Annotated in this window: 17 protein-coding genes; 8 read left to right on the plus strand and 9 right to left on the minus strand. The window is 35.1% G+C overall.

Annotation, left to right across the window (positions count from 1 at the left end; all coding sequences use genetic code 11):
- The first annotated feature begins 795 nt into the window (after window positions 1-795).
- The 3 genes from ACFINH_RS05950 to ACFINH_RS05960 all read left to right on the plus strand — a co-directional run bounded on the left by ACFINH_RS05950 (window position 796) and on the right by ACFINH_RS05960 (window position 3305).
- On the plus strand, window positions 796-1134 hold the full coding sequence (locus ACFINH_RS05950) for a P-II family nitrogen regulator (protein ID WP_015856528.1): 339 nt from the start codon (window positions 796-798) through the stop codon (window positions 1132-1134).
- Window positions 1135-1193: 59 nt separating this feature from the next.
- Window positions 1194-2603, plus strand: coding sequence for a type I glutamate--ammonia ligase (gene glnA / locus ACFINH_RS05955; protein ID WP_375632389.1), 1410 nt, complete (start codon window positions 1194-1196; stop codon window positions 2601-2603).
- Window positions 2604-2759: 156 nt separating this feature from the next.
- Entirely contained in the window at window positions 2760-3305 is a 546-nt protein-coding gene (locus ACFINH_RS05960; protein WP_375632390.1) for a hypothetical protein, read from the plus strand.
- A gap of 34 nt (window positions 3306-3339) precedes the next feature.
- Here ACFINH_RS05960 and ACFINH_RS05965 read toward each other — a convergent pair whose 3' ends face one another.
- Window positions 3340-4122 carry an ATP12 family chaperone protein gene (locus tag ACFINH_RS05965; protein ID WP_375632391.1) on the minus strand — a complete coding sequence of 261 codons (783 nt, stop codon included), beginning with the start codon at window positions 4120-4122 and terminating at the stop codon, window positions 3340-3342.
- Between the two features lie 647 nt (window positions 4123-4769).
- Between ACFINH_RS05965 and ACFINH_RS05970 the strand changes: the two genes are divergently transcribed.
- From ACFINH_RS05970 to ACFINH_RS05990, 5 genes are read left to right on the plus strand one after another with little or no spacing between them, the layout of a single operon-like run.
- The gene (locus ACFINH_RS05970) at window positions 4770-5330 is read left to right on the plus strand and encodes a prephenate dehydratase domain-containing protein (protein ID WP_375632392.1); all 561 of its coding nucleotides are present in this window, start codon (window positions 4770-4772) and stop codon (window positions 5328-5330) included.
- Entirely contained in the window at window positions 5317-5874 is a 558-nt protein-coding gene (locus ACFINH_RS05975) for a hypothetical protein (protein ID WP_375613115.1), read from the plus strand. The genes ACFINH_RS05970 and ACFINH_RS05975 overlap by 14 nt, the downstream gene beginning before the upstream one ends.
- A gap of 31 nt (window positions 5875-5905) precedes the next feature.
- Entirely contained in the window at window positions 5906-6523 is a 618-nt protein-coding gene (locus ACFINH_RS05980) for a DUF6421 family protein (RefSeq protein ID WP_375613116.1), read from the plus strand.
- Entirely contained in the window at window positions 6520-7464 is a 945-nt protein-coding gene (locus ACFINH_RS05985; RefSeq protein ID WP_375632393.1) for a DMT family transporter, read from the plus strand. The genes ACFINH_RS05980 and ACFINH_RS05985 overlap by 4 nt, the downstream gene beginning before the upstream one ends.
- On the plus strand, window positions 7461-8723 hold the full coding sequence (locus tag ACFINH_RS05990) for an acetyl-CoA carboxylase biotin carboxylase subunit family protein (RefSeq protein ID WP_375632394.1): 1263 nt from the start codon (window positions 7461-7463) through the stop codon (window positions 8721-8723). Before ACFINH_RS05985 ends, ACFINH_RS05990 begins: the two co-directional genes overlap by 4 nt.
- Window positions 8724-8982: 259 nt before the next feature.
- Here the strand turns inward: ACFINH_RS05990 and ACFINH_RS05995 are convergent, their stop codons facing one another.
- The 8 genes from ACFINH_RS05995 to hutH form a co-directional block, all read right to left on the minus strand.
- Window positions 8983-11736 (minus strand): autotransporter outer membrane beta-barrel domain-containing protein, encoded by a 2754-nt coding sequence (locus ACFINH_RS05995; protein ID WP_375632395.1) that lies wholly within the window; start codon window positions 11734-11736, stop codon window positions 8983-8985.
- A gap of 947 nt (window positions 11737-12683) precedes the next feature.
- On the minus strand, window positions 12684-13133 hold the full coding sequence (locus tag ACFINH_RS06000; RefSeq protein ID WP_375632396.1) for a hypothetical protein: 450 nt from the start codon (window positions 13131-13133) through the stop codon (window positions 12684-12686).
- 161 nt (window positions 13134-13294) lie between these two features.
- Window positions 13295-13696: a hypothetical protein gene (locus tag ACFINH_RS06005; RefSeq protein ID WP_375632397.1), complete on the minus strand. Its 402-nt coding sequence runs from the start codon at window positions 13694-13696 to the stop codon at window positions 13295-13297.
- 363 nt (window positions 13697-14059) lie between these two features.
- Window positions 14060-14473 (minus strand): hypothetical protein, encoded by a 414-nt coding sequence (locus tag ACFINH_RS06010; protein ID WP_375613122.1) that lies wholly within the window; start codon window positions 14471-14473, stop codon window positions 14060-14062.
- A 122-nt stretch (window positions 14474-14595) separates the two neighbouring features.
- Window positions 14596-14757: a hypothetical protein gene (locus ACFINH_RS06015; RefSeq protein ID WP_375613123.1), complete on the minus strand. Its 162-nt coding sequence runs from the start codon at window positions 14755-14757 to the stop codon at window positions 14596-14598.
- A gap of 956 nt (window positions 14758-15713) precedes the next feature.
- Window positions 15714-17090: an amino acid permease gene (locus tag ACFINH_RS06020; RefSeq protein ID WP_375632398.1), complete on the minus strand. Its 1377-nt coding sequence runs from the start codon at window positions 17088-17090 to the stop codon at window positions 15714-15716.
- A gap of 448 nt (window positions 17091-17538) precedes the next feature.
- Window positions 17539-17928 (minus strand): hypothetical protein, encoded by a 390-nt coding sequence (locus ACFINH_RS06025; protein WP_375632399.1) that lies wholly within the window; start codon window positions 17926-17928, stop codon window positions 17539-17541.
- Between the two features lie 369 nt (window positions 17929-18297).
- Window positions 18298-19836 carry a histidine ammonia-lyase gene (hutH, locus tag ACFINH_RS06030; RefSeq protein WP_375632400.1) on the minus strand — a complete coding sequence of 513 codons (1539 nt, stop codon included), beginning with the start codon at window positions 19834-19836 and terminating at the stop codon, window positions 18298-18300.
- Between the last annotated feature and the right edge of the window lie 1284 nt (window positions 19837-21120).

Consider the following 21120-nt stretch of genomic DNA (forward strand, 5'->3'; position numbering starts at 1 on the left):
TATTTCCATTTCCTTTTAATTTATCTTTATGATTTTCCAAGGCATCCACAGCAATATCTTATAATGAAGATTGCCATTGCTTCACACTTTTATTTATCGCGTTCCTTAATGAAGATCACATTCCTCACGAAGGAACAAAACGCCCCAAACGGAATATATTTGCGTTGCCAATTCCCACATCTGTTTTAAAGAAACATTTCTCAATGCTCTCAAGCCCATTTCACAACGGCTCCTATGAATGCTATAATGATAAACTCATTATTATACACCACCATCTTTACATTTATGAATCGGCATCATCACACTCTTTTCCAATATTTGTCTTCCCTACTCCCTAATATTGTAAAGCCTTTAATTATCGAAAGCTTTCATAAAAAGCATTTTATTTCTTTTTTCAAATGTTGTTATCCACACACTCATAACTATTTATGATATATAAAAGTATCGTTTTGATTGATTGACGATAAAAAGATCTAAAATGAGAAAATCTTACGCTATTAGAGTTTCTCATTCAATGTGGAGAGCGTCTAATTATCCTTATAAGTCAAGATATTATCTAATAAAAAAGAAACAAAACTCTTTTATTATATTATTTGAATTCTGTATAAGAATTGTAAGTTTTTTTCCCAAAAAACAGTATTTGGCTGTATTCTACAAAAGAAACTCTCCTAACAGAGCATAGAGTGTCATTATTTTCGACTTTTTGTGCACAAAGTATCTGTTGGACATCTTACAGTTGTCAATATAATGTGATGCAGTCTAAAAAGACAAAATAACGTTGGAGATAATTTCAGCATGAAAAAAATTGAAGCCATTATAAAACCTTTCAAACTTGATGAAGTGAAAGAAGCGCTTCAAAAAATTGGGTTACATGGTATTACAGTAACTGAAGCGAAAGGTTTTGGTCGTCAAAGGGAACATACAGAACTTTATCGTGGTACGAAATATGTTGTTGACTTTCTACCTAAAGTAAAGATTGAAATTGTTGTGTCCGATGAAAAACTGGAACAAACTGTTGATGCAATACGTAAAGCAGCTCAAACAAAACATATAGGAGATGGAAAGATATTTGTCTTTTCCATTGATGATGCAATTCGTATAGGCACGGACGAAACCGGTATCGATGCCCTTTAATAAATAACGAGAAAATTCACTTTTTTATCCACCTCAACGCCATATTAAGGAAATTGAATATGACAACCGCATCAGATATTATCAAACAGATTACAGACAACGAAATCCGTTTTGTTGATTTACGTTTTACTGATCCACGAGGAAAATTGCATCACATTACAATGGATATCGCAGAGATCAGCGAGGATACTTTTAATGATGGTGTCATGTTTGATGGTTCTTCAATTGCTGGTTGGAAAACAATTAATGAATCTGACATGGTTTTAATGCCAGATCCAGCAACAGCACATATTGATCCTTTTTTTGCTCAATCTACTTTGGTCATATTTTGTGATGTACTTGATCCTGTCTCTGGTGAGTTTTATCGTAGAGATCCTCGTTCTATCGCCAAAAGGGCTGAGGTGTATATGAAATCTTTAAACATTGGAGATACAATCAATGTGGGTCCAGAAGCAGAGTTTTTTATCTTTGATGATGTGCGCTATAAAACGGACCCTTACAACACAGGGTTTAAACTCGATTCAAGTGAACTTCCCTCTAATGATGATACGGAATATGAAACAGGAAATCTAGGGCATCGCCCACGAATAAAGGGAGGCTACCTTCCTGTTCCGCCGATTGATTCCTGCCAAGATATGCGTTCTGAAATGCTCACAGCACTCAAGGATATGGGTGTACAGGTCGAAAAACACCATCACGAAGTAGCAGCAGGCCAACATGAATTGGGTATTCGTTTTGATACACTTGTTCGCGAGGCTGACAAGATGCAAATTTTTAAATATGTTGTACATCAAATAGCAAACAGTTATGGGAAAACAGCAACCTTCATGCCAAAACCAGTTTTTGGTGATAACGGCTCTGGAATGCATGTCCACATTTCCATTTGGAAAGATGGCAAACCCATTTTTGCAGGAAATGAATATGCCGGACTATCAGAAACCTGTTTGTTTTTTATCGGTGGTGTTATTAAGCACGCAAAAGCAATAAATGCTTTTACCAACCCATCCACAAACTCCTATAAACGTTTGGTTCCTGGTTATGAAGCTCCTGTTCTTCTTGCCTATTCAGCACGTAATCGTTCTGCATCTTGCCGTATTCCTATGAGCTCCTCACCAAATTCAAAACGCGTAGAAGTTCGTTTTCCAGACCCAACAGCAAATCCCTATTTGGCATTTGCAGCCCTTTTAATGGCTGGTCTTGACGGTATCAAAAACAAAATTCATCCCGGACATGCTATGGATAAAGATCTTTATGATCTTCCCTTAAAGGAACTTAAAGAAATCCCTACTGTTTCAGGAAGCCTGCGTGAAGCGCTTGAAGCACTTGACAAAGATCGTGGCTTTCTTAAAGCTGGCGACGTTTTTGATGATGATCAGATTAATTCCTTCATTCAAGTAAAGATGCAAGAAGTCTTGCGTTACGAAACAACACCCCATCCTGTTGAATTTGATATGTACTATTCTGTTTAAACAATCAATACGCATTCTTTTGATTTTTAAAATGGAGGCAAAAGCCTCCATTTTTGTGGATATTCGTCTCATGCAAAAGCGCAAGAGGCTTTTTGCTCGTCCGCTTTTCCTTTATAATGTGTTGAATCTCTTCAAATGAATTAACAAAGGTTTCTAATGCCGCGAATTTGTTTTCTCGTTCCCATTCTTTTATGCATTGTCTTTATCACATCAACAACTGAAGCACATACAATAACCAACCAAAAACTTACAACTCTTGAGAAAGCAACATCTGCTTATAGTAAAGCACTTAAAAATGCCGATGCAAATGCCATCTTAAATGCTATTCCTCCCCAAGTCATCAACCACTTAACCGCCAAAAAAAATCTTAATCAATCACAATTTCTACAAATCATGAAAAGCCAAATAGAACGGTTGGCAGAAAGTTACAAGATTGAAACGATCAACATTGATCAAAAACAAAAACGTGAAGGTACCCTTGATAATGGTACCCCTTATTTTGTTATACCCGTGGAGCTTGTAACCACAACAAATGCTGGGAAAAAATGCTCTATTCAAACTGAAATTATTGCCCTACTTCACGATAACCAATGGTATTTTATCCGTGGCAATGACGAAGCGCTCTTAACCATAACCAATGAAATATTTCCTGGACTTGATAAAGTAAAAACCAATCCTCAAAAAGTCACAAAAATACTCTGAGCGAAAAGAATGCACGTAAATAAAAGATTTTCCCCTATAAACAAGTTGTAACAATTGTAGCAGCAGCATTAAATTCAACTTTTTTATGAGCACGGCGTGCTATTGTTTCTTTATCCGTTCCCCATTGCTCCATCATCCAATCTTCATCTAAATGGGCAATAGACCAAGCATGATCAGCATCAATGTTTCCCGCTGCAACAGCAAGAGCAATGAGAGCAGATCCCGTTAATGTTGTCATCATATAAAGTGCAGCAAGCATATAAGCAGACTCAACTCTACGTAAATAATTACTGACTGCTTGAAGTGCTTCTGGTGATTGTTCCACATGCATCAGCCCTTCTGTCAAATAAAACCTTGCACCTAGCTTTTTTTCAGCCCAATCTAATAAAGGATCCCATTGTTCAGATTGTTTTTGCACCAACTCTTTAGGTGTTTGTGCACGATAAAAGATCATATCACATGCAACGAAACGCAATAAATCTTCAAAAACCGCCTGCATATCATCAGCGATACCATCAATAACAGTATTAACCAAACGCGTCATCGGCATTTTTGCAGGATCAACAACGTGCTTTTGGTTCTCAAATTCCTGAGCAACATATTCAGCAAACACTTCTGTTGGCACATGAAAATGACGCCTTGCGGGCGTTTTTACAGGACATTCATCCAACAAAATCGTAAAGCCGCCCTCCTCACAAGCGATCTTCACTTGCTTATAAAACCGTTTTGGGTGTGATTGGAATGAAAGATTTTGAACCTTTTGAACAGAACTCTTCTTATTCAATGGCATATCAACATGATCCAAAATCTCACGCATATTTGTTTACCTCTGATCTTTTCAAAAAAAACGACTGTTTCTTTAGGTTCTGTAGCTTGAATAAGGTTTAATCTGACCTTCTTAACGATTCCAAAGAAGAAAAAAATCTTGCCAATCTCAATCTAACTTAAGAGTTATATTTCATGTTTCTTTTACAAACAAGACAATGATGATTGCCTTTTATATATTTAATACAATCATAATAGTAAAACAATTTCTAAAAGTATTATCTTAATTAAGAAATTAAACATATTGAGTTTTATGGCAAAGATGTTCACGCCTTACCAATTTGCTTATTATTCACCTACAATAGTATTATCAATACGAACAGATTCAAAAACGCTTCTCATCTAAAAAATGATAGAGCAGTGCAGTTTACGTGTCATTCACCTTCGCTTAACCATTCCAATAATCCTCTAACATATCCAATAAATACCCTGCATAGAATTTTTCTGCTCAATTACTCCCCTAAAAGACGCTGTTTTACGGCATGATAGAATAATGAACAGACAAAATTATAATTGTAAATTTTCTTTCATATATACATTATTTTATAAAGCACTAAATTACTTAACGCATTGTTCTTGATATACTCTATCATATCACACTAATTTAAATTTAGTCGCATAATTAAAAGAATAGAGATCATGCAATCTGAAAATAATACTTTTATCTATACACTTGGCCCTGCAGATACTAACTGTGCAGCAGCAGCACAGTTATGGCTTGATAATCACAATCAAAATATTTTGTCCACTGACTCGAGATCCCGTATTATCTTATACGCAACTCTTGAAGAAGCATTTAATGAACTTGCTCAGAAAAAGGATGGATATCTCTTAAGCTGTGCTGCTTACCCTGATTTGCATACACTCATATTTACCCGTTTAGGTGATATGCAATTATTTGACAGCTTTATCATGCCTACTCACTCTATGGTTTTAGCTAAACGCAATAACGCTGATGAAATTAAAACCGTAGCGACTCATCCTGCCCCACAATCTCTGGTAGCTCATCAATATGACAAAGTATTTGCCAACAGCAATGCTGATGCAGCCGTTCTTTGTAAGGCTGAAAAAGCAGATGCTTGTATCACAACATCGGTTGCGGCAAATCGCTATAAGCTGAATATTATCGAAAATTTTGAACAAATGCCAATGGCCTTTTTGCTCCACTCACTAAAGTCAACTAATCATGAAAAAATCTGAAGTGCTTCTTTCCATTGTTAACTTAGCTGACAAATTCCGTATGCGCCAAGAACGAAATGGGAGCATTAAAGAACCAACTTCAGCAGATAATAATATGATCAATGAATTGATCACTCTGCTGAACCACCATGCCAATATTCTTGACGGATTATCTCCAAAACTTTTAGCGACCATTTCTGATGATCTTCTTCAGTGGATAATCAGCGGTTTAACGACCCCTCCTAAATTTGATAATACTTTGGCTGCTTTCAAAGCCCCATTACCAGATGCTCCCTTGTTTTTCTTGGCTCCAATGCGTGCAACAAATGGACCTGATCCAGAAGGATTCCGGCTGGAATTAGTTACAGGATATCGTCATGAAACGGCCTATCTTGCTGACGCCTCAAAATATACAAATAATTATCTATCACCTTTTCAATGTATAAAAATGGGAATAGCATCAAGAGGTTTTTTAGAAGGCAATTGCATTGTTCTATTCCCAGAATCTGTAGCAGCTGCTCAAAAAATTGATAAGCAAGCATTTGCTTTGTTTTTTTTTCAGTAAATTCTTTGATATTTACAACAAGCAAACAATTGTGGAAGCTGAACGTTTACTCGGTCGAGATAGTAAATTCCTGTTCGGTCAATTGCATAGTCGTAACTTATCTAAAGAAGACATTTACGATGCTCGCTGTTTGTGGGGCTATTATCATGACTATGCACATCATACCGGACCGCGGCCATTGGATAAAAATCTGTATATAAAATTAAATTGGTTTACAGGTCTTCTAGAAGAAACTAAAGTTGATTTAATTACAGTGCGTATTATGCTACAAAATCATCCAAAATTTTGGAAAGAAATAACTGAATTTATCCTATTAGAACGCATATTTCGTTATCCAAAAGATTCTGATCAGCATATGACATTCGATGCTGGTACAGGGATCTTGCTTTTTGAAATATTGATGCGGAACAAAGCATTGATTGAAACAAATCAAGGTTATCTTCAATTTGATTTGGAGCGTCTTGAAAAAGTAATAATATTGATGATAGCAGATATAGAAGCACTTGAAGCATTAGATGATGACGCTTATTTGGCAGGAGCTAAAGATTATATCCAAAATAATCTTGGTAAGCCGCAAACTTCACAGTCACGATTTAATTTTTCAACATCATCTTATGCACAGCGAGTGATTAGAGGATTAAATCATTGAGTTTTATAAAAGGACGATTATTATTATTTACTTTTGCCATTCTAGCATTGTTTTCCATAAGTTGGTTATTATCTAAGAATTTGGTTAGCAATATACCCGTCATGCATGCGGTTGGACTTAGGTTGTTTGCCACCGCTGCCACCTTATGGCTGATTGCAATATTTCGTGAGAAAGCTGTTTTCAGATCCCTACCATTGCTTTCCATGATACCTTCTTTTTTAATTCTCTCAGTGTTAGGATTTTCGCTGTATTTTGTATGCAGCTTTGGTGCATTAAAATCGCTCAAAGCCAGTGATTTAACCATGGTGCTCGCTACTATTCCAGGAATTACTTATATATTAGGTGCATTGACAAATGTCCTTAAATTCTCATGGCTGAAGCTTAGTGGAGTGATAATTGTCAGTGTAGCAGCTGTAGTATTCAATATAAATAGTGGAGAAGGTGGATACAACCTAATAGGAATAGCTCTTGCTTTAACAGCAGCACTTTCTTATTCTGCTTATGGCTTATTGTCTAAACGTTATCTTAAAAATCTACCTTTGCTCACCTCACTGGCTTGGATCACGACAATTTCTGCAGCATCATTTATGCCATTATTTATTTTTGATCCTGCCCCACTCTTCTATCTTAAGTTAGAAGATATATTTAAAATATTGATTTTAGGAACTGTTTGCTCGGCACCAGTTTACGTATTATATCAAAAAGTTTTAGCCGAAGGAGGCGTATTATACGCCAACACTATCGGCGTATTATCCCCTTTTGCAGTGATTGCATGTGAATGGATAATCGGCTCGAGCCCTTCTCTCAATATGATCAAAATAATTGCTATGATTGTAGTTGTTATAGGGATGACACTCTTATTTATAGATGCATCAAAGGTATCTACATGGCAACATAAACGCCATTCTCAAAACTCCAAATTTAATGAGGAAACAAAATGAAAAAACTCGCGTTAGTTTGCCAGCGCAATGCAAAATTACCATTTATATTTGAAGCAGCACAAGCAGCTAATATCGAATTAGTAATGATCTATGATACCGCTGAAAGCGTTCCCTCTCAACACCCCGCAGCAGTAACTTCAACTTGGCAACTTCCTGTTTTTGATAACCCAGAGGCAGCTCTAGACACTTTTGCAACGGAAGCAAAAGAACGCAATATTTCTGGGGTTATGACCCTTCGCGAAGAAGCCATCCTATGGACAGCTTTGGCTGCAAAAAAAATCAATACTCCAAGTATTGAACCAGAAGTAGCAGCATTAACCAGAAATAAATATCTCATGCGTCAAGCTTTCGCTAAAGCAGGCTTAAGAACACCAGGATTCTTTTATATAGATCATCCAGAAGACCTATCACAAACACAAGCCTTGGATTATCCACTCGTTATTAAACCCGTCTCTGGATGGGCAAGTACAGGCGTAATGTTAGCTAAAAATTCCGCCGAACTTCCTGATCTCATTAAAGCCGTATGGAATGTTCAGCATAAAGACATGGCACGTTTTAATGATAAAAATAAACCTGTAGGTTTAGTAGTAGAACAGTATTTGCCAGGAAAAGAGTTTGTCGTAGAATGCTTTGTTGATACAGCAGGTGTACACGTTCTGGCCGTTGGAGACAAGGGACAGCCTGAGGGACCATGGTTTGAAGAAACAATTTATCGTCAACGCTGTGATATAGATGATCCTTTAATTATTGCTTTATGTGAGGCTGCATGCTCTGGAGTTAAAGCTCTTGGTATAAATATAGGTGCTGCCCATGTAGAGCTACGCCTAGATGCTAATAATTTACCTTATATCATTGAGATAGGCGCTCGTATAGGTGGATCAGGTGTTTCCCATTTTATTGTTGAGCAAGGTACAGGGATTTCATTTGCAAAACTATGTATGAATGCCGCTTTAGCTGAACAAACCCCAGACCTTCCCGATATACTCCCAGCTAAAAAAGTGGCGGCAAATTATATTATTCCTCTTCGTGGTCATGGACGGTTTTCTGGATTTTTAGGTCTAGATAAGGTTGCACAGCATCCTCAAACCGCCAGAACTATCATTTTCTTTGAAACCAATCATCTTTCACCACCTCCACCAGCATTTGGTGGATATCCTGGTTTTATTTTCTCTGTTCATAACTCAAACGAAGAAGCACGCAATTACCATAAATGGCTCGATGATACCTTAAGCATCATATGGCAAAACATTGATTTATAATGATAATTTATCTTTATTCATATTGAATAAGAACCCCGATATTGTAGGATTTTCTCATTTTAAATCTGTTTATCAGATGGACAAATTTTTTAAAGCATTTGAGAAATGCTATAGCAGATAAAAATAAATCAACATGATATTTTCATATTTATTAAAGCACATGGTACCATTATTAAAAAATTCTGCACAAACAATGGTTTTAATTCCGATAGTAGAACAAAACTTTGAAAATCACATTTATTATTTTTAAAAAGATTGCTTAAAAATGATAGCGCAAACCACCAGAAAAATGAACTCCAGAAAAACCAGCCTTGGTTAACCTATGCTGATAGCTAAGATCACTGTGAAGTGTAACTTTAGAAGAAAACTGCGCATTGATACCCAAACCTGTTTCTAAGGAATAACCGAAAGAACCCAACTGGAAAACATCTTTAAAATGAACAAATTGTTCTTTATCAAAACAATGAGCAAGATGAATATTGCCATAAAAAGAAATTATACGATCCTTTTCAGAGGCTGTAAATGTTTTACTTAAACGCCCACCAACACGCATAAACCATTGATCTATTTTTTTCATCTCAACATCAAATCCATCAATATCACGAAACTTATCAAATTGAAGATGTTGATAAATAAGCTGAAGTTGCGGATCAAAAATAAGATCTTTATATCCTGTCATAGACACTTTACCAGCAGAAAACGACACGTTCAAAGGATTTGCTTTTAATGTCGCCGTCTTACCCCAAACACGGCTACGCACATCCCCTTTAAACAAACCATAAGATAAAAGACCGTCTACGTAAAAATCAGTGTAATGTTTCACACTAGCATATGCCGTAAATGACCATTTATTAAATGTACTCTTTTGACTTTGTTCCACGTTATGAGGTTGTAAGGAAAGCTTTCCATAGGTTCCCATAATCCCAAAAGATGTCGTACTATATGCACGCTCTATTGTTTTGAGCAAAATATCTGTTTTTATAGCGTTATAATCAACATGACCATCGTACCCATATTTAAGTGTAGAAAGATCTGAGACATAACGATAACTCCCACCATAACCGTGGACAGATAAAGCAAAGTTCCCTTCAACTTTTAATAGTTTACGAGGAATAGACCGCCTAACTTGCAACTGCTTTTGTTGATAACTAATATCCATGAGCCCAACATGAAACAACGCATTTGGTAACAAAAGATAGGTCGGAACTTGTGGAACAACCTCTCTGACCTTTAACTCAGAAGGGGGAATAGCAGACACCTCTAAAGCAGGCTGAATATATTTACTTTCAAGGCGGAAATCCCAAAAATCTCCATCTCCTTCAACCAATCTTTGAGAAGTTTGTGCATTTCCAAGAGCAGAAGCTGGACCATAAGCATGAAGATAATATTGGTAAGGCAAACCCTCTAATGCGATATAAGCACGATTTAACTGAAAAGAATCCTCTGCCGCTTTTCCAGAAACCTGAATAAGTGAAATACTATGAGCATTTTCACCGGTTGCTATCTCACCCTGATTTCCTGAAACAAATTGCACATAAACTGTCGTTTTTCCAGAAACATCACCATGTATCAAAAGCCGATCAGTTTTTTTATTATCGAGCAAACCATCACTACTGAGATGTGTATTGAGATAAATATCTGCCCTATCTTGTGCACTATAAACTTCTTTTTCTCCCTTCCCAATATGAAGTGTCTGATACTCCTGAAACATTGGAGTCTCAAAAGCAATAAAACTATCAGAAACTTTCACAAATGAAATAGACGAACTTGTACGGTTTGCAACTTGCAAATCGATCTCTCTTCTTTTTGTCAAAAACCATTTTGATCCCCCTGTTAAATAAAGCTCAGCAATAGAATCATCGGCAACACGAGTCCCTCCTATCAATGAAGAAGAATTAGCCAAAATCGCTACACTTCCCCCCTTTTCAGCTGTTAATAATAAGTCACCAAAAATTTTTGTACCTTCTGTTACTCCAATATAAATACGACTGTTATGGCTATGAACAGCTGTCCCATCTGGAACCTCAAAAATCGTCCTTTTCAAAAAGACAAGCCCCTGTTCATACGCATCATTTTCCTCATCCCTCTCAAAATACATACCATGTTTGTTACCTATTGCTTTAATTGTTGAATCTTCAATATTAACCCGTGAAATTAAAATATTTCCTTCCCTACCATTATTGGATGGTGTGTTAGAATCTTGTCCAACTGTTAAAACATGAACATCCGTAGAAATAATATTCGTATTTTTTACATAAACAGAACCCTGATGTTTTACATTGAAAACTGTAGGTGTAATTTTTTCATTTGTATTTTCTTTGTCTTCTGTTTTTTGATATTTTGAAGCAATGGTAACACCATCTAAAGTCGCACTCCCCCCTCTCCCCACATAAAGCGCAGCAGCATCATTCACATCAATAAATCCACTTTTCATCTGAATACCCGCATCAGCCCTAACGAAAAGAGCACTCTCTTGACAGATACCCAAACCTTCCACTTTAATTTTTGTATTCGTTAACGTAACAGATGCTCCTCGCTTCTCTGCATAAGCAGCAATCTGAAAAGCCTCAATTGTTCCACGATCAACCTCAATCATTCCATTATCAGCTTTAAGACCTATTGATACATTTTTAAAAGCTGAATCGCTCAAAACAATTTTTCCCCCTCGTGATACAAAAACACCATAAATATCTTCTATACTCGCAGTCCCTTCAACCTCTACACGCGTTGCCTGAATAACTGTATTTGGCTCCTGCACTACTATAGCAGCAGGTAACATGAGAGAACGATCCTCCCCATTCGTTTCTTTAACAGGCGCCGTGAATTTATATACTTTATCACTAATTGTATGCTTTGAACCATCACTGCATTCATAAGGTAATTTGTTTTTGTCACATGACAGTGATGTATATGAATGAGAATGTGCCTCAATATTTATATTTAACAAAAAAGAAAAAATAGCTGCTGTAAAAACGCACGAATACAAGTGATTGTTAGATACCTTGATTATCATTGTTTTTCAAAACTTTCTTTTTTCAACAAAAACAAAAAATGCTGGCAAAAAAATAAACCACAAATTAAACACAACAAGAATAAAACAAACAAAATTATTTTATTTTTTATGATAAATTACAGCATTCAATAATATGTTTTGTGTTTTATGTAAAGAAAGAACAAAAAGTTTAAAAATACCATTTAGGATGAAAATCCCTTTAAAGAATGCATCTCAAAAACCGCTGGAAACTGCAATTACAAAAGGCCAAAAAACCAATCTTAAAAAAACGTGAAAAAATGCGAATTTTGAAGAGATATAATATTCAATTTATCTCACCACCAAAAAATAAAAATACAACAAAATGAGAATAACTTTTAAGATTAAACGATTAAAACGTTTTAATAAAACACAGCACAAAAAGATACAGTATACGAAATCTATAACCGCATCATCTCTTCAACTACAACAAAAAAACAAGAAATTGCACACTAATGTATAAGCTAATGTACACAATTTCTATATTAAAAATGCTAGATATCTAACAAAGAAATTTGAATAAATAAAAAACTTCTCCTAATACCCTATCATCAATGATTTGAATTAATAAATGTAATATTTTAGATCTTTTGATAAAATCTAAAATACAGTAAAACACTCACCATTCTGAACTTAAAAAACACCAAAATAAAATTTCATCAAAATTAGCTCTATGAAAGCTATCTGTTTATTATCGTTAAAGAAGATATTTTAGCAAAGCTATTATTTGCCATTCTTTATATTGAATAAATTTCTCTAAACAACAACTCACTATCCTCCGCTAGCATCATCTGACAACAACACTATTGCCAATCTCGTAGCTGATGAATATAACTACATTAGAGACAAAAGAGCTATATTTCTCTCTTCTCCCGTTTAATATTTTTATTTAATTATTGCTTTAAAAATTAACGTTCTACTGTTGATGATCACTTGTGCAAAGCTTTTTTTATTTTCTGGCGCTTTTTATCATTTTCAAAACGTAACATCAAATCTCGCTCTTGTTGTGTCGAATTGGTTACACCAAAAGTATCATTGTCCATAACCTGCTGATACCCTGCTACCATTAAATTGACTAAAAATGAATCACTTCGCGGCGTTGATGAAAAATAGATTCCCTTTGAATCTTGTAATTTGTACCGATAACCTGCTTTAGTCATGCACTCATAAACTGCTGCAAAATCACTTGCACGCGAATCCATATTTTCAGAAGAAGCGTAGATTGGTTTCCAACCACATTTTGACAGTGCTTGTTGGACCATAGACTTACTGACACCAGACTTTTCCCATAATTCTAACGTCGATGGGGGAGGTTTGCTAATACACCCAGCAGAGCTTAATAAAATTATAGCACTCAATAATTTCAATGTTTTTTTCATTTCCCCCTCCGTCAATATTTACGATAGAAAGACTGATAAGTCTTCTAATATTTACTCACACGCAAGATGACTTTTGTTAGCATATAGATATTGAAGAAACAATCCCACCCCCCATGCAAAAACAAGAATGGAAGGATTTTTGATTACAGCAGCCTCAATACTTAAGGTTGACATTCAGGTTGTTCTTTATGCTCTTCACAATGAGGACTATTCAAACGCCTCTCGACACTTCGCTGAGGAATAACTGCATCAGGCTGACAAATTGGAAGATTTTTATATTTCTCACACCACTTCATTCTTCCCAATTTATCTTGGAAACCTGCTTGGATCATACATGCATTCACAGACTCCTCAGCATTGAATTTCTCATCAGTACTTGTTTCTGTATCAAGACGACCATCAAGATGCTGTACTCCACATTCTAACAGAGCTTTTTTGATCTCAAGCTGATCAGCACCGGATTTTTCCCATGCATCTACAGCTGTTCGAGAAGGCTGCTCAGGGTAGCATCCAGCCATAACAAATAAGGTTATCCCGCTTAATAATTTTAAAATCTGCTTCATTTTCCTATCCTTGAGTAATTTTGATATTACGAAACAATCTATAAATTATTTTACATGCTGTTTTTTATTTCCAAAACAATGATGAACATTATCAACCTATATTATTTTTATCTTTCCGAAGATTATGCCATAATTATTATATCAAAAATACGGTAAAATTATTACTAAAATCATCTATCTATCAACGATATGCTTATAATTATTATCAATATTTTGATTATAACCAAAATAGATATTTCATATTATTGCGCCAACAGTTGTGGTACCCATAAATAAATAGCATTGACATACTGAATTAAGCCCCCCGCGTACGGGTATGAGAAACATGAAGGTAGGGATTGTGATCGTCACAAACAGCAAGACTTAAGGTTTGCATTCAGGTGCATTTTTATATTTTTTACAAAAAGGGCTGTTCAAGCGCTTCTTGACACTGCGCCTCGGGATGACAGCGCCTGAACGACAAATCGGCAAGTTTTCAGCTCTAAAAGTATAACATGGTCCACCCGCTCTTGCTACCTCTTCATCTTTATAGCGGAAACCTGATTGAAGCATGCAAGCATAAGTTGTTGCTTTTGCATTGATGCTCTGCTTTCTGTTTTCTGGATCGACATCATAAGGAGTTGGCATACCACATTCTAACAAGCCTTTTCCTATCTCTGTAAAATCTGCTCCTGGTTTTTCCCAAGCAGTCAAATATCCTGAAGGAGGCTTATTAAACTGACATCCAGCTATACTTAACAAAGTTACAGCACTTAATAATTTTACGATGTGTTTCATTTTTTACTCCATGATCTAATTCAAGGCTTTTGTTCTAAATGAGATGTGCCATAAAATTTTTGGCATTTTGGACCCGCATCTCCAAGACAGGTATGGGGATTTATGGGATTTGTAGCCACTCTCTACCATTCTATCCAAACGTTACTGCCAGCAGGTATCGTTTCGTAGGTATAGCCATTACCGCCAATAATTCTGCTTACAAAGTCAAATTTATTCCCATCAAAACCTGTTTCATGCGTCTGTGAATGGCTGCTATGATGGTCTGTCATGCCAACAATCGTCATACTTTCCCCCATTACATTGATATCTTGACCAGAAATCAGATGAGAAGCAATAATCGTAGCATCTCATTGTACATCCATATCAACATTGCCTGTTGCCTCAAGGATAGAGAGAATTGTTGTTGTGTGTGTTCAAAGCTATTGGAAGATTTCTCGTGTAAAAAGCCACTTTTCGATGATTTTTTTGCTGGTTGTAGTGTTCTTGAGCGCCTTTTATGGTAATATTGAATAATTTTGCACCGAAATACAGTTGCGGAGTGCATTTTGTCCGCCTCCACTTGTAATAAAAATTACTCTCGTATCAATATTAAAAAATAAGTTTGATCCTTCCTCTTGTGAGAGCAATAATAACAAGAGTCGTAAAACTGTCACACGTTCATTGTTCTCTTTAATTTACTCTTCTATGAGATTTTATTGTAATACCTTGCTGCTGTTTATTAAAGTTTTTGTAAAAACAATGATACAATGCCTCATGTAACTTTGTTATCCACTATTTTCTACCAACGCCAATCCTCTTTGAGAAAAAATACATAAAGAACTTTATCTTCGCTTCTAAAAGCAATAGTAATTTTCTAAACAACAAAATTTAAACAACCAATTTTTTAAAGAGCTTAAAAAACAATTCCTACAATAACTTCTTTCGTGAAACAGAACTTCATTAATACGTTTAGAAAAAAATATCTGCCTATAATCATGTATCTGGTAAAATCTATTTGCACTGTTAGGCATTTTAACCTGAAAGACTTATATTGATGGCACAGCTCACCATCAAAAAAACGCCTAATATTTATATGATTTTGTCGTTACCGTAAGCAATGGCTCACAAAAACTTCCAAAGCAAAATAATAACGAGCAGATTTTTTCAATCTAGATTGTTCTAACCTTTAGAGAAAACAATCAAACACCTGTTTTCCTGATGACATCAGCTGTTTGTTTTGAGCTTTATCTCTATTCACATTTTATTGCTGTTTCTTTTGCTTAAAATTATAAAGTTTAAGTGCATAGAAACAAATAACAAGCCAAGCAATCCAAATAACACCTATAATTAAAACTGGTCGTGTCTCATCAAAGTACCATAGGAGAATAAAAATAAAAACCATAAATAAAATAGAAAAAATCGATCCTATTGGCCAAAATGGAATGGGAAATTTTAAACCATTCTGAGCTTCTTTAGGCATCTTAATTCGCATAAAAAATTGTGAAAGTAGAATCATCATCCAAACAAAAACTGTCGCAAATGTTGCCATTGCAGCAATAAGAAAAAAAAGCTTTTCATGATAAAAATAATTAAGGACAGCACCAAGAAGAAAAATACCGAAGATCATCAAAATAACAAAAACTGGTATACCGTTTTTTGATAAATATTGAAACTTTTTTAAAGCATAACCTTCCTGCGATAAACCATGGATCATACGACAAGCACCATACATTCCACTATTCATTGCTGAAATAGCCGCTGTAACAACAACAATATTTAAAATATTTGCTGCATATGAAATCCCAAGATTTTCAAAAATGGATACAAAAGGGCTATCCATGAGACCAATCTCATTCCAAGGATAAAGAGACATTAAAATAGCTAACGTCATGACGTAAAAAAGCAAAATACGAACTGGAGTAGAATTAATTGCCTTTGAAATCGTTTGATGAGGGTTTTGAACTTCCATAACTGCCATGCCAATGATTTCTATGCCACCAAAAGCAAAAACAACAACACTAAAGCAAGCTAAAAAACCAAACCAACCATTGGGAAAAAGTCCACCATTTTTCCATAAATTATGAACAGTAACGGTAGAAAAATCTGCACCTTCACCCCACCCCCAAAAAATAATTGCTATTCCTAAAATAATCATCGCAATGATAGCGATAACTTTAATAGAAGATAGCCAAAACTCTAGTTCACCATAGACTTCTACAGCCGCTAAATTAATACCTGTGATGATTAATGTAATACTCAGTGCCCATACCCAAGGAGCAACATCAGGATACCAAAACCCCATATAAGTCGCAAAAGCTGTAATATCAGCCAAACCAACAAGAATCATCTCAAATACATATGTCCATCCCGTTAAAAAACCTGCTAATGGTGATATGTAATTTGCCGCATAACGAGCAAAAGAACCAGGCAATGGATTATGAAGTATCATCTCTCCTAGAGCCCGCATAACCATAAAAATAGCTAAACCAGCAATACAATAGGCAATCAAAACACTCGGACCCGCAAGCTTAATTGCCTGTGCAGACCCATAAAAAAGACCTGTTCCAATAGCAGAACCAAGAGCTAAAAAAATAACTTGGCGCTTACTCATCCCTCTTTTCAGTTCATTTATTGCCATTTCTTTCCTTACTTTTTGAAATGCTGACAATCCACACCACGATAACAGCTCTATGAGAAATAAAGCCTCATGTTTCTTTCACAAATATATTTCAAAAAACATCGAAGACCAGCCAGTCCAACACTTTGCTCTAAACAATGAAAAAATACTTTTATTGCGAATTATTCAGCTTTTATAGCCTACAATTTCGTATTATTTTATTCAAATAAAGTGATAATGAATTTTTTCATAATTGTCATTTAATTCATTTCGTATTCTCTAGTTTTTTACAGAGAAAATTAACCTTAATGTAATCTAAACTTTTAGGCTTCTATTTCAGTGCACTGAAATAGAAGCCTAAAAATTCATAACAAACACATTAACTATGCATACAATTATTTTTTTGTTACTTTAAGCCAACTCTCTTTGAGCTTATAAAAAAACTTTTTACGCCAATTGAATAGCTCAATTAATGATAATACGAATCTCGCAAGTTTTCAAAAGTATGAGAAAGTGTATCTACAACCCATCTTTTAAGGACTCCAGCTGCCTTAACGACAAGCTTTCCAATGAAAAAAAAATATACGGTAAAAAGAGCATCTTTGATTGTTGGTCCGATGATAGCGTTCTCCTTACCTCTGGGAATTTGCCCTGATATAGCAATAAAATCTTTGTTTTTCGCTGAAATAAGAGGCTCTTTCTCTTGGGCCACTATCATAATGAAAACTTCCTCTGGAAAGCTACCTCTCCTAAAATTTGCATGAATCTCAAGAATTTGAGAGAAAAAAAGAACTGTTATTGAAACACATAATTTAGCACTTTTAAACATTCCTTTCTCCTTTTTTATTTTAAATATCAAAAATGAACTATAAAATTCATAAAGTATTAACAAATAAGAATAATATAAAATAAAACTTTTATTTTTACTCTATACAATACATATATTATAATTTATATTTATAGAAATATAATATCACGAATATATAATTCGTGGATATTATTTAACTTATATTAAAATTTCTGATATAAATCAGAAAATATAGGTGCTTTAAGTTTATAGTTTCTATAAAATAACATAATATCTAGTTAACTACAAAAATCAGATATATACAGTAATAAATATATGATTTATTAAATAATTCAAATATTGTATCGCTCCTCTATATTTTCATATGAGAAAGTTTTAAAATTCAATATCCGCCCTTCAGCATTGACCTTCAAACAAATACTATTGAAAACTTAATGAAGGAAAAATTGTTTCTGGTAAAACAGATAATAAGTGCCCTTCACGCACAAGTATATGTGCTTGATGAAGATCTGGAGCCAGATATCGATCTTCCTTAAGAGAAGCAACATTTTTTCGTAGACATTCCATAACGGATTGCAAAAAAGTACTTGTTTTTAAAGGTGCACGATATTCAATTCCTTGTGCTGCAACAAGCGTTTCAATGCCAATAAGTGTAAAAAGATTTTCGCTCATTACCAATAACCGACGCGCTCCATGGCAAGCCATTGAAACATGATCTTCTTGATTGGCAGAAGTTGGGGTTGAATCAACGGAAGCAGGATGGGCCATTTGCTTATTTTCAGACATTAAAGCTGCCGCTGTTACTTCAGCAATCATAAAACCTGAATTAAGACCCGCATTATGCGCTAAAAAAGCTGGAAGTCCATAAGAAACTGCTGGATCAACCATAAGAGCAATACGCCGTTGAGAAATAGATCCTATTTCACATAAAGCAAGAGCAATCTGATCAGCAGCAAACGCTACAGGTTCAGCATGAAAATTCCCACCTGATACAACTTCACCATTCCTTAAAATCAATGGATTATCTGTAACAGCATTTGCTTCAATAATCAGTGTTTTTGCTGCTGCCAGCAAAATATCAAAACATGCCCCCATGACCTGTGGCTGGCAACGTATACAATAAGGATCTTGTACACGCTCATCCCCCCGTAAATGTGCTGCACGAATTTCTGAATCCTCTACAAGCTTTTCTAATGTTTTCGATACAGCAATCTGCCCATAATGTCCTCGTAAAATATGGATATCAGGATGAAATGGCGCCGTTGATCCCATGATAGCATCTGTCGTCAAAGCCCCTGCCAACAATCCACCACACAATGCCCGATAACCTCGAAAAAGACCAGCAAGTGCAAGGGCTGTTGATGTTTGAGTTCCATTAATAAGAGCTAGACCTTCCTTTGCCTCTAAAATAATAGGGGACAATCCCGCTTTCTCTAATGCAACCGCCCCACTCATACGAATATTTTGAAAAAATGCTTCCCCTTCTCCCATCATAACAGCCGCCATGTGAGCAAGTGGAGCTAGATCACCTGAAGCACCAACAGACCCTTTTTCAGGGATGACAGGAATGACGCCCTTTGCAAGCATATTTTCCAGCAAATTTACCAATTCTAGACGAACTCCTGAAGCCCCTCTTCCTAAAGAGATAAGCTTTAAGCTCATTATCAAACGCACAATATTTTCAGCTAAAGGCTCTCCTACCCCACAACAATGGGACAAAATAAGGTTTCTCTGTAAAACAGCGACATCGTCCGCATAAATTTTAATGGAAGCCAACTTCCCAAAACCAGTATTAATACCGTACACAGGCTCACTTCCAGCAGCAATTTCAGCAATGCGCTGAGCCCCTTTCTCGATAGCTAAATGCGTGTCATTATGAAGTTTACTCACTTCACCATTAAAATAAATAGCTGCAAGCTCACTAAGCGTCACCTCGCTCGGTTTCAGTATAATAGTCATAATTTACTTTCTTTTTTTTATCAAAGTATAACGTTTAGCATTATTGATCCTTCTATAAAACAAAAAAAACTATAACGACTCTTTAAAGCGAGAATGCTTTCTTAAAGGTATTCCTTACAATGGAGTTATTATCCAAAAGTAGAATAGTTTACGATAAATGAAAATGAAATATTGACAAACACAACCAAGTCATGGATTTCAAAAATAGATAAAGCTTTAATTTATAATCATAATCTAGCATGCTTCATATTAAATGAGAGAGCTGAATATCTTAAAACTCTCTCATTCCAAATCTGTGTATGTTGAATAAATCAAAACCATTCGCTTGCACGTAATAAGCGAGATTGGCGTATGGATAAAACTGTAAAAAAGGACTAAAAACTCCTCTTATGAACCGTGTCAAGGGCTGTCGCAACATTGGGAGATGAAAGTGTGGATGGTGCAGGCTTATTCTTTTATGAAGCGTAAAGATGAAAAAATCAATGGATTTATTATCAAGCTATTCTTACTAAACTTATAAAAACCTTAAATAGATAGCTGTCACAATCTATCATGATTGCAAAAATCAAACTCTATAGAAAATTAAAAAACTTATTCAACACATCACAACAGAGAAGAAATTGAGCTTATTTGCGACTTCTAAAATTGTATTTAAAGCGCCAGATTAAACCTTGAAAAACACATCTTCAATAAAACCACATAAGAATCGGCCTAACCCGTTATTTAAAATAGAAAATAAAAGAAGTTTTCTTATATCAAAAAAAATAATTAATATATTGTTTTATATTATATCTTTTAAACAGAGAAATGCTTCATATAGCATATTTATATTTTACTTTTTTGTTATATTGAATCTGAATTTAGAGATAATTTCAAAATGAGTTGTTTTTTAAAGGTGCTTCCAAGCCATTACCTTTTTTACTACAAATTTCTGATTATGATAATTTTTTGTACTTTTTCAGTTGTTTTTGTCAAAATTTATTAAAAACACTCTCATTTAATAACAAAAAAAAATCATAAAAACAAAGAATTATCAAATATTTCTATTCAATCTACCTCTTCTTATTTTATAAAATAATCTGTTGTTAAACTGCAGTAAAAAAAGCGCTTCGATACTATAATGCACTGCATAAATTTTCTATTTAAACTCTCTCATATCAAGTGAACAATGAAAATCAGCGGTAATAAGATGTCAATGTGAATGCTGAAGAAAAAAACTTTCGCCCTCAAAGTCTGCCTTAATAAGGCGTTAATTTCCTGAATACCGCCCACTCTGATGTGCTA

This window comes from Bartonella sp. AA74HLJMH, from assembly GCF_042197045.1.
Lineage (GTDB): Bacteria > Pseudomonadota > Alphaproteobacteria > Rhizobiales > Rhizobiaceae > Bartonella.

Bases quoted from the DNA above. Each gene is read 5' to 3' on its own strand.
- ACFINH_RS05950 (WP_015856528.1), top strand. From the start codon at position 796: ATGAAAAAAATTGAAGCCATTATAAAACCTTTCAAACTTGATGAAGTG.
- glnA (WP_375632389.1), top strand. From the start codon at position 1,194: ATGACAACCGCATCAGATATTATCAAACAGATTACAGACAACGAAATC.
- ACFINH_RS05960 (WP_375632390.1), top strand. From the start codon at position 2,760: ATGCCGCGAATTTGTTTTCTCGTTCCCATTCTTTTATGCATTGTCTTT.
- ACFINH_RS05965 (WP_375632391.1), bottom strand. From the start codon at position 4,122: ATGCGTGAGATTTTGGATCATGTTGATATGCCATTGAATAAGAAGAGT.
- ACFINH_RS05970 (WP_375632392.1), top strand. From the start codon at position 4,770: ATGCAATCTGAAAATAATACTTTTATCTATACACTTGGCCCTGCAGAT.
- ACFINH_RS05975 (WP_375613115.1), top strand. From the start codon at position 5,317: ATGAAAAAATCTGAAGTGCTTCTTTCCATTGTTAACTTAGCTGACAAA.
- ACFINH_RS05990 (WP_375632394.1), top strand. From the start codon at position 7,461: ATGAAAAAACTCGCGTTAGTTTGCCAGCGCAATGCAAAATTACCATTT.
- ACFINH_RS05995 (WP_375632395.1), bottom strand. From the start codon at position 11,736: ATGATAATCAAGGTATCTAACAATCACTTGTATTCGTGCGTTTTTACA.
- ACFINH_RS06000 (WP_375632396.1), bottom strand. From the start codon at position 13,133: ATGAAAAAAACATTGAAATTATTGAGTGCTATAATTTTATTAAGCTCT.
- ACFINH_RS06005 (WP_375632397.1), bottom strand. From the start codon at position 13,696: ATGAAGCAGATTTTAAAATTATTAAGCGGGATAACCTTATTTGTTATG.
- ACFINH_RS06010 (WP_375613122.1), bottom strand. From the start codon at position 14,473: ATGAAACACATCGTAAAATTATTAAGTGCTGTAACTTTGTTAAGTATA.
- ACFINH_RS06015 (WP_375613123.1), bottom strand. From the start codon at position 14,757: ATGACGATTGTTGGCATGACAGACCATCATAGCAGCCATTCACAGACG.
- ACFINH_RS06020 (WP_375632398.1), bottom strand. From the start codon at position 17,090: ATGGCAATAAATGAACTGAAAAGAGGGATGAGTAAGCGCCAAGTTATT.
- hutH (WP_375632400.1), bottom strand. From the start codon at position 19,836: ATGACTATTATACTGAAACCGAGCGAGGTGACGCTTAGTGAGCTTGCA.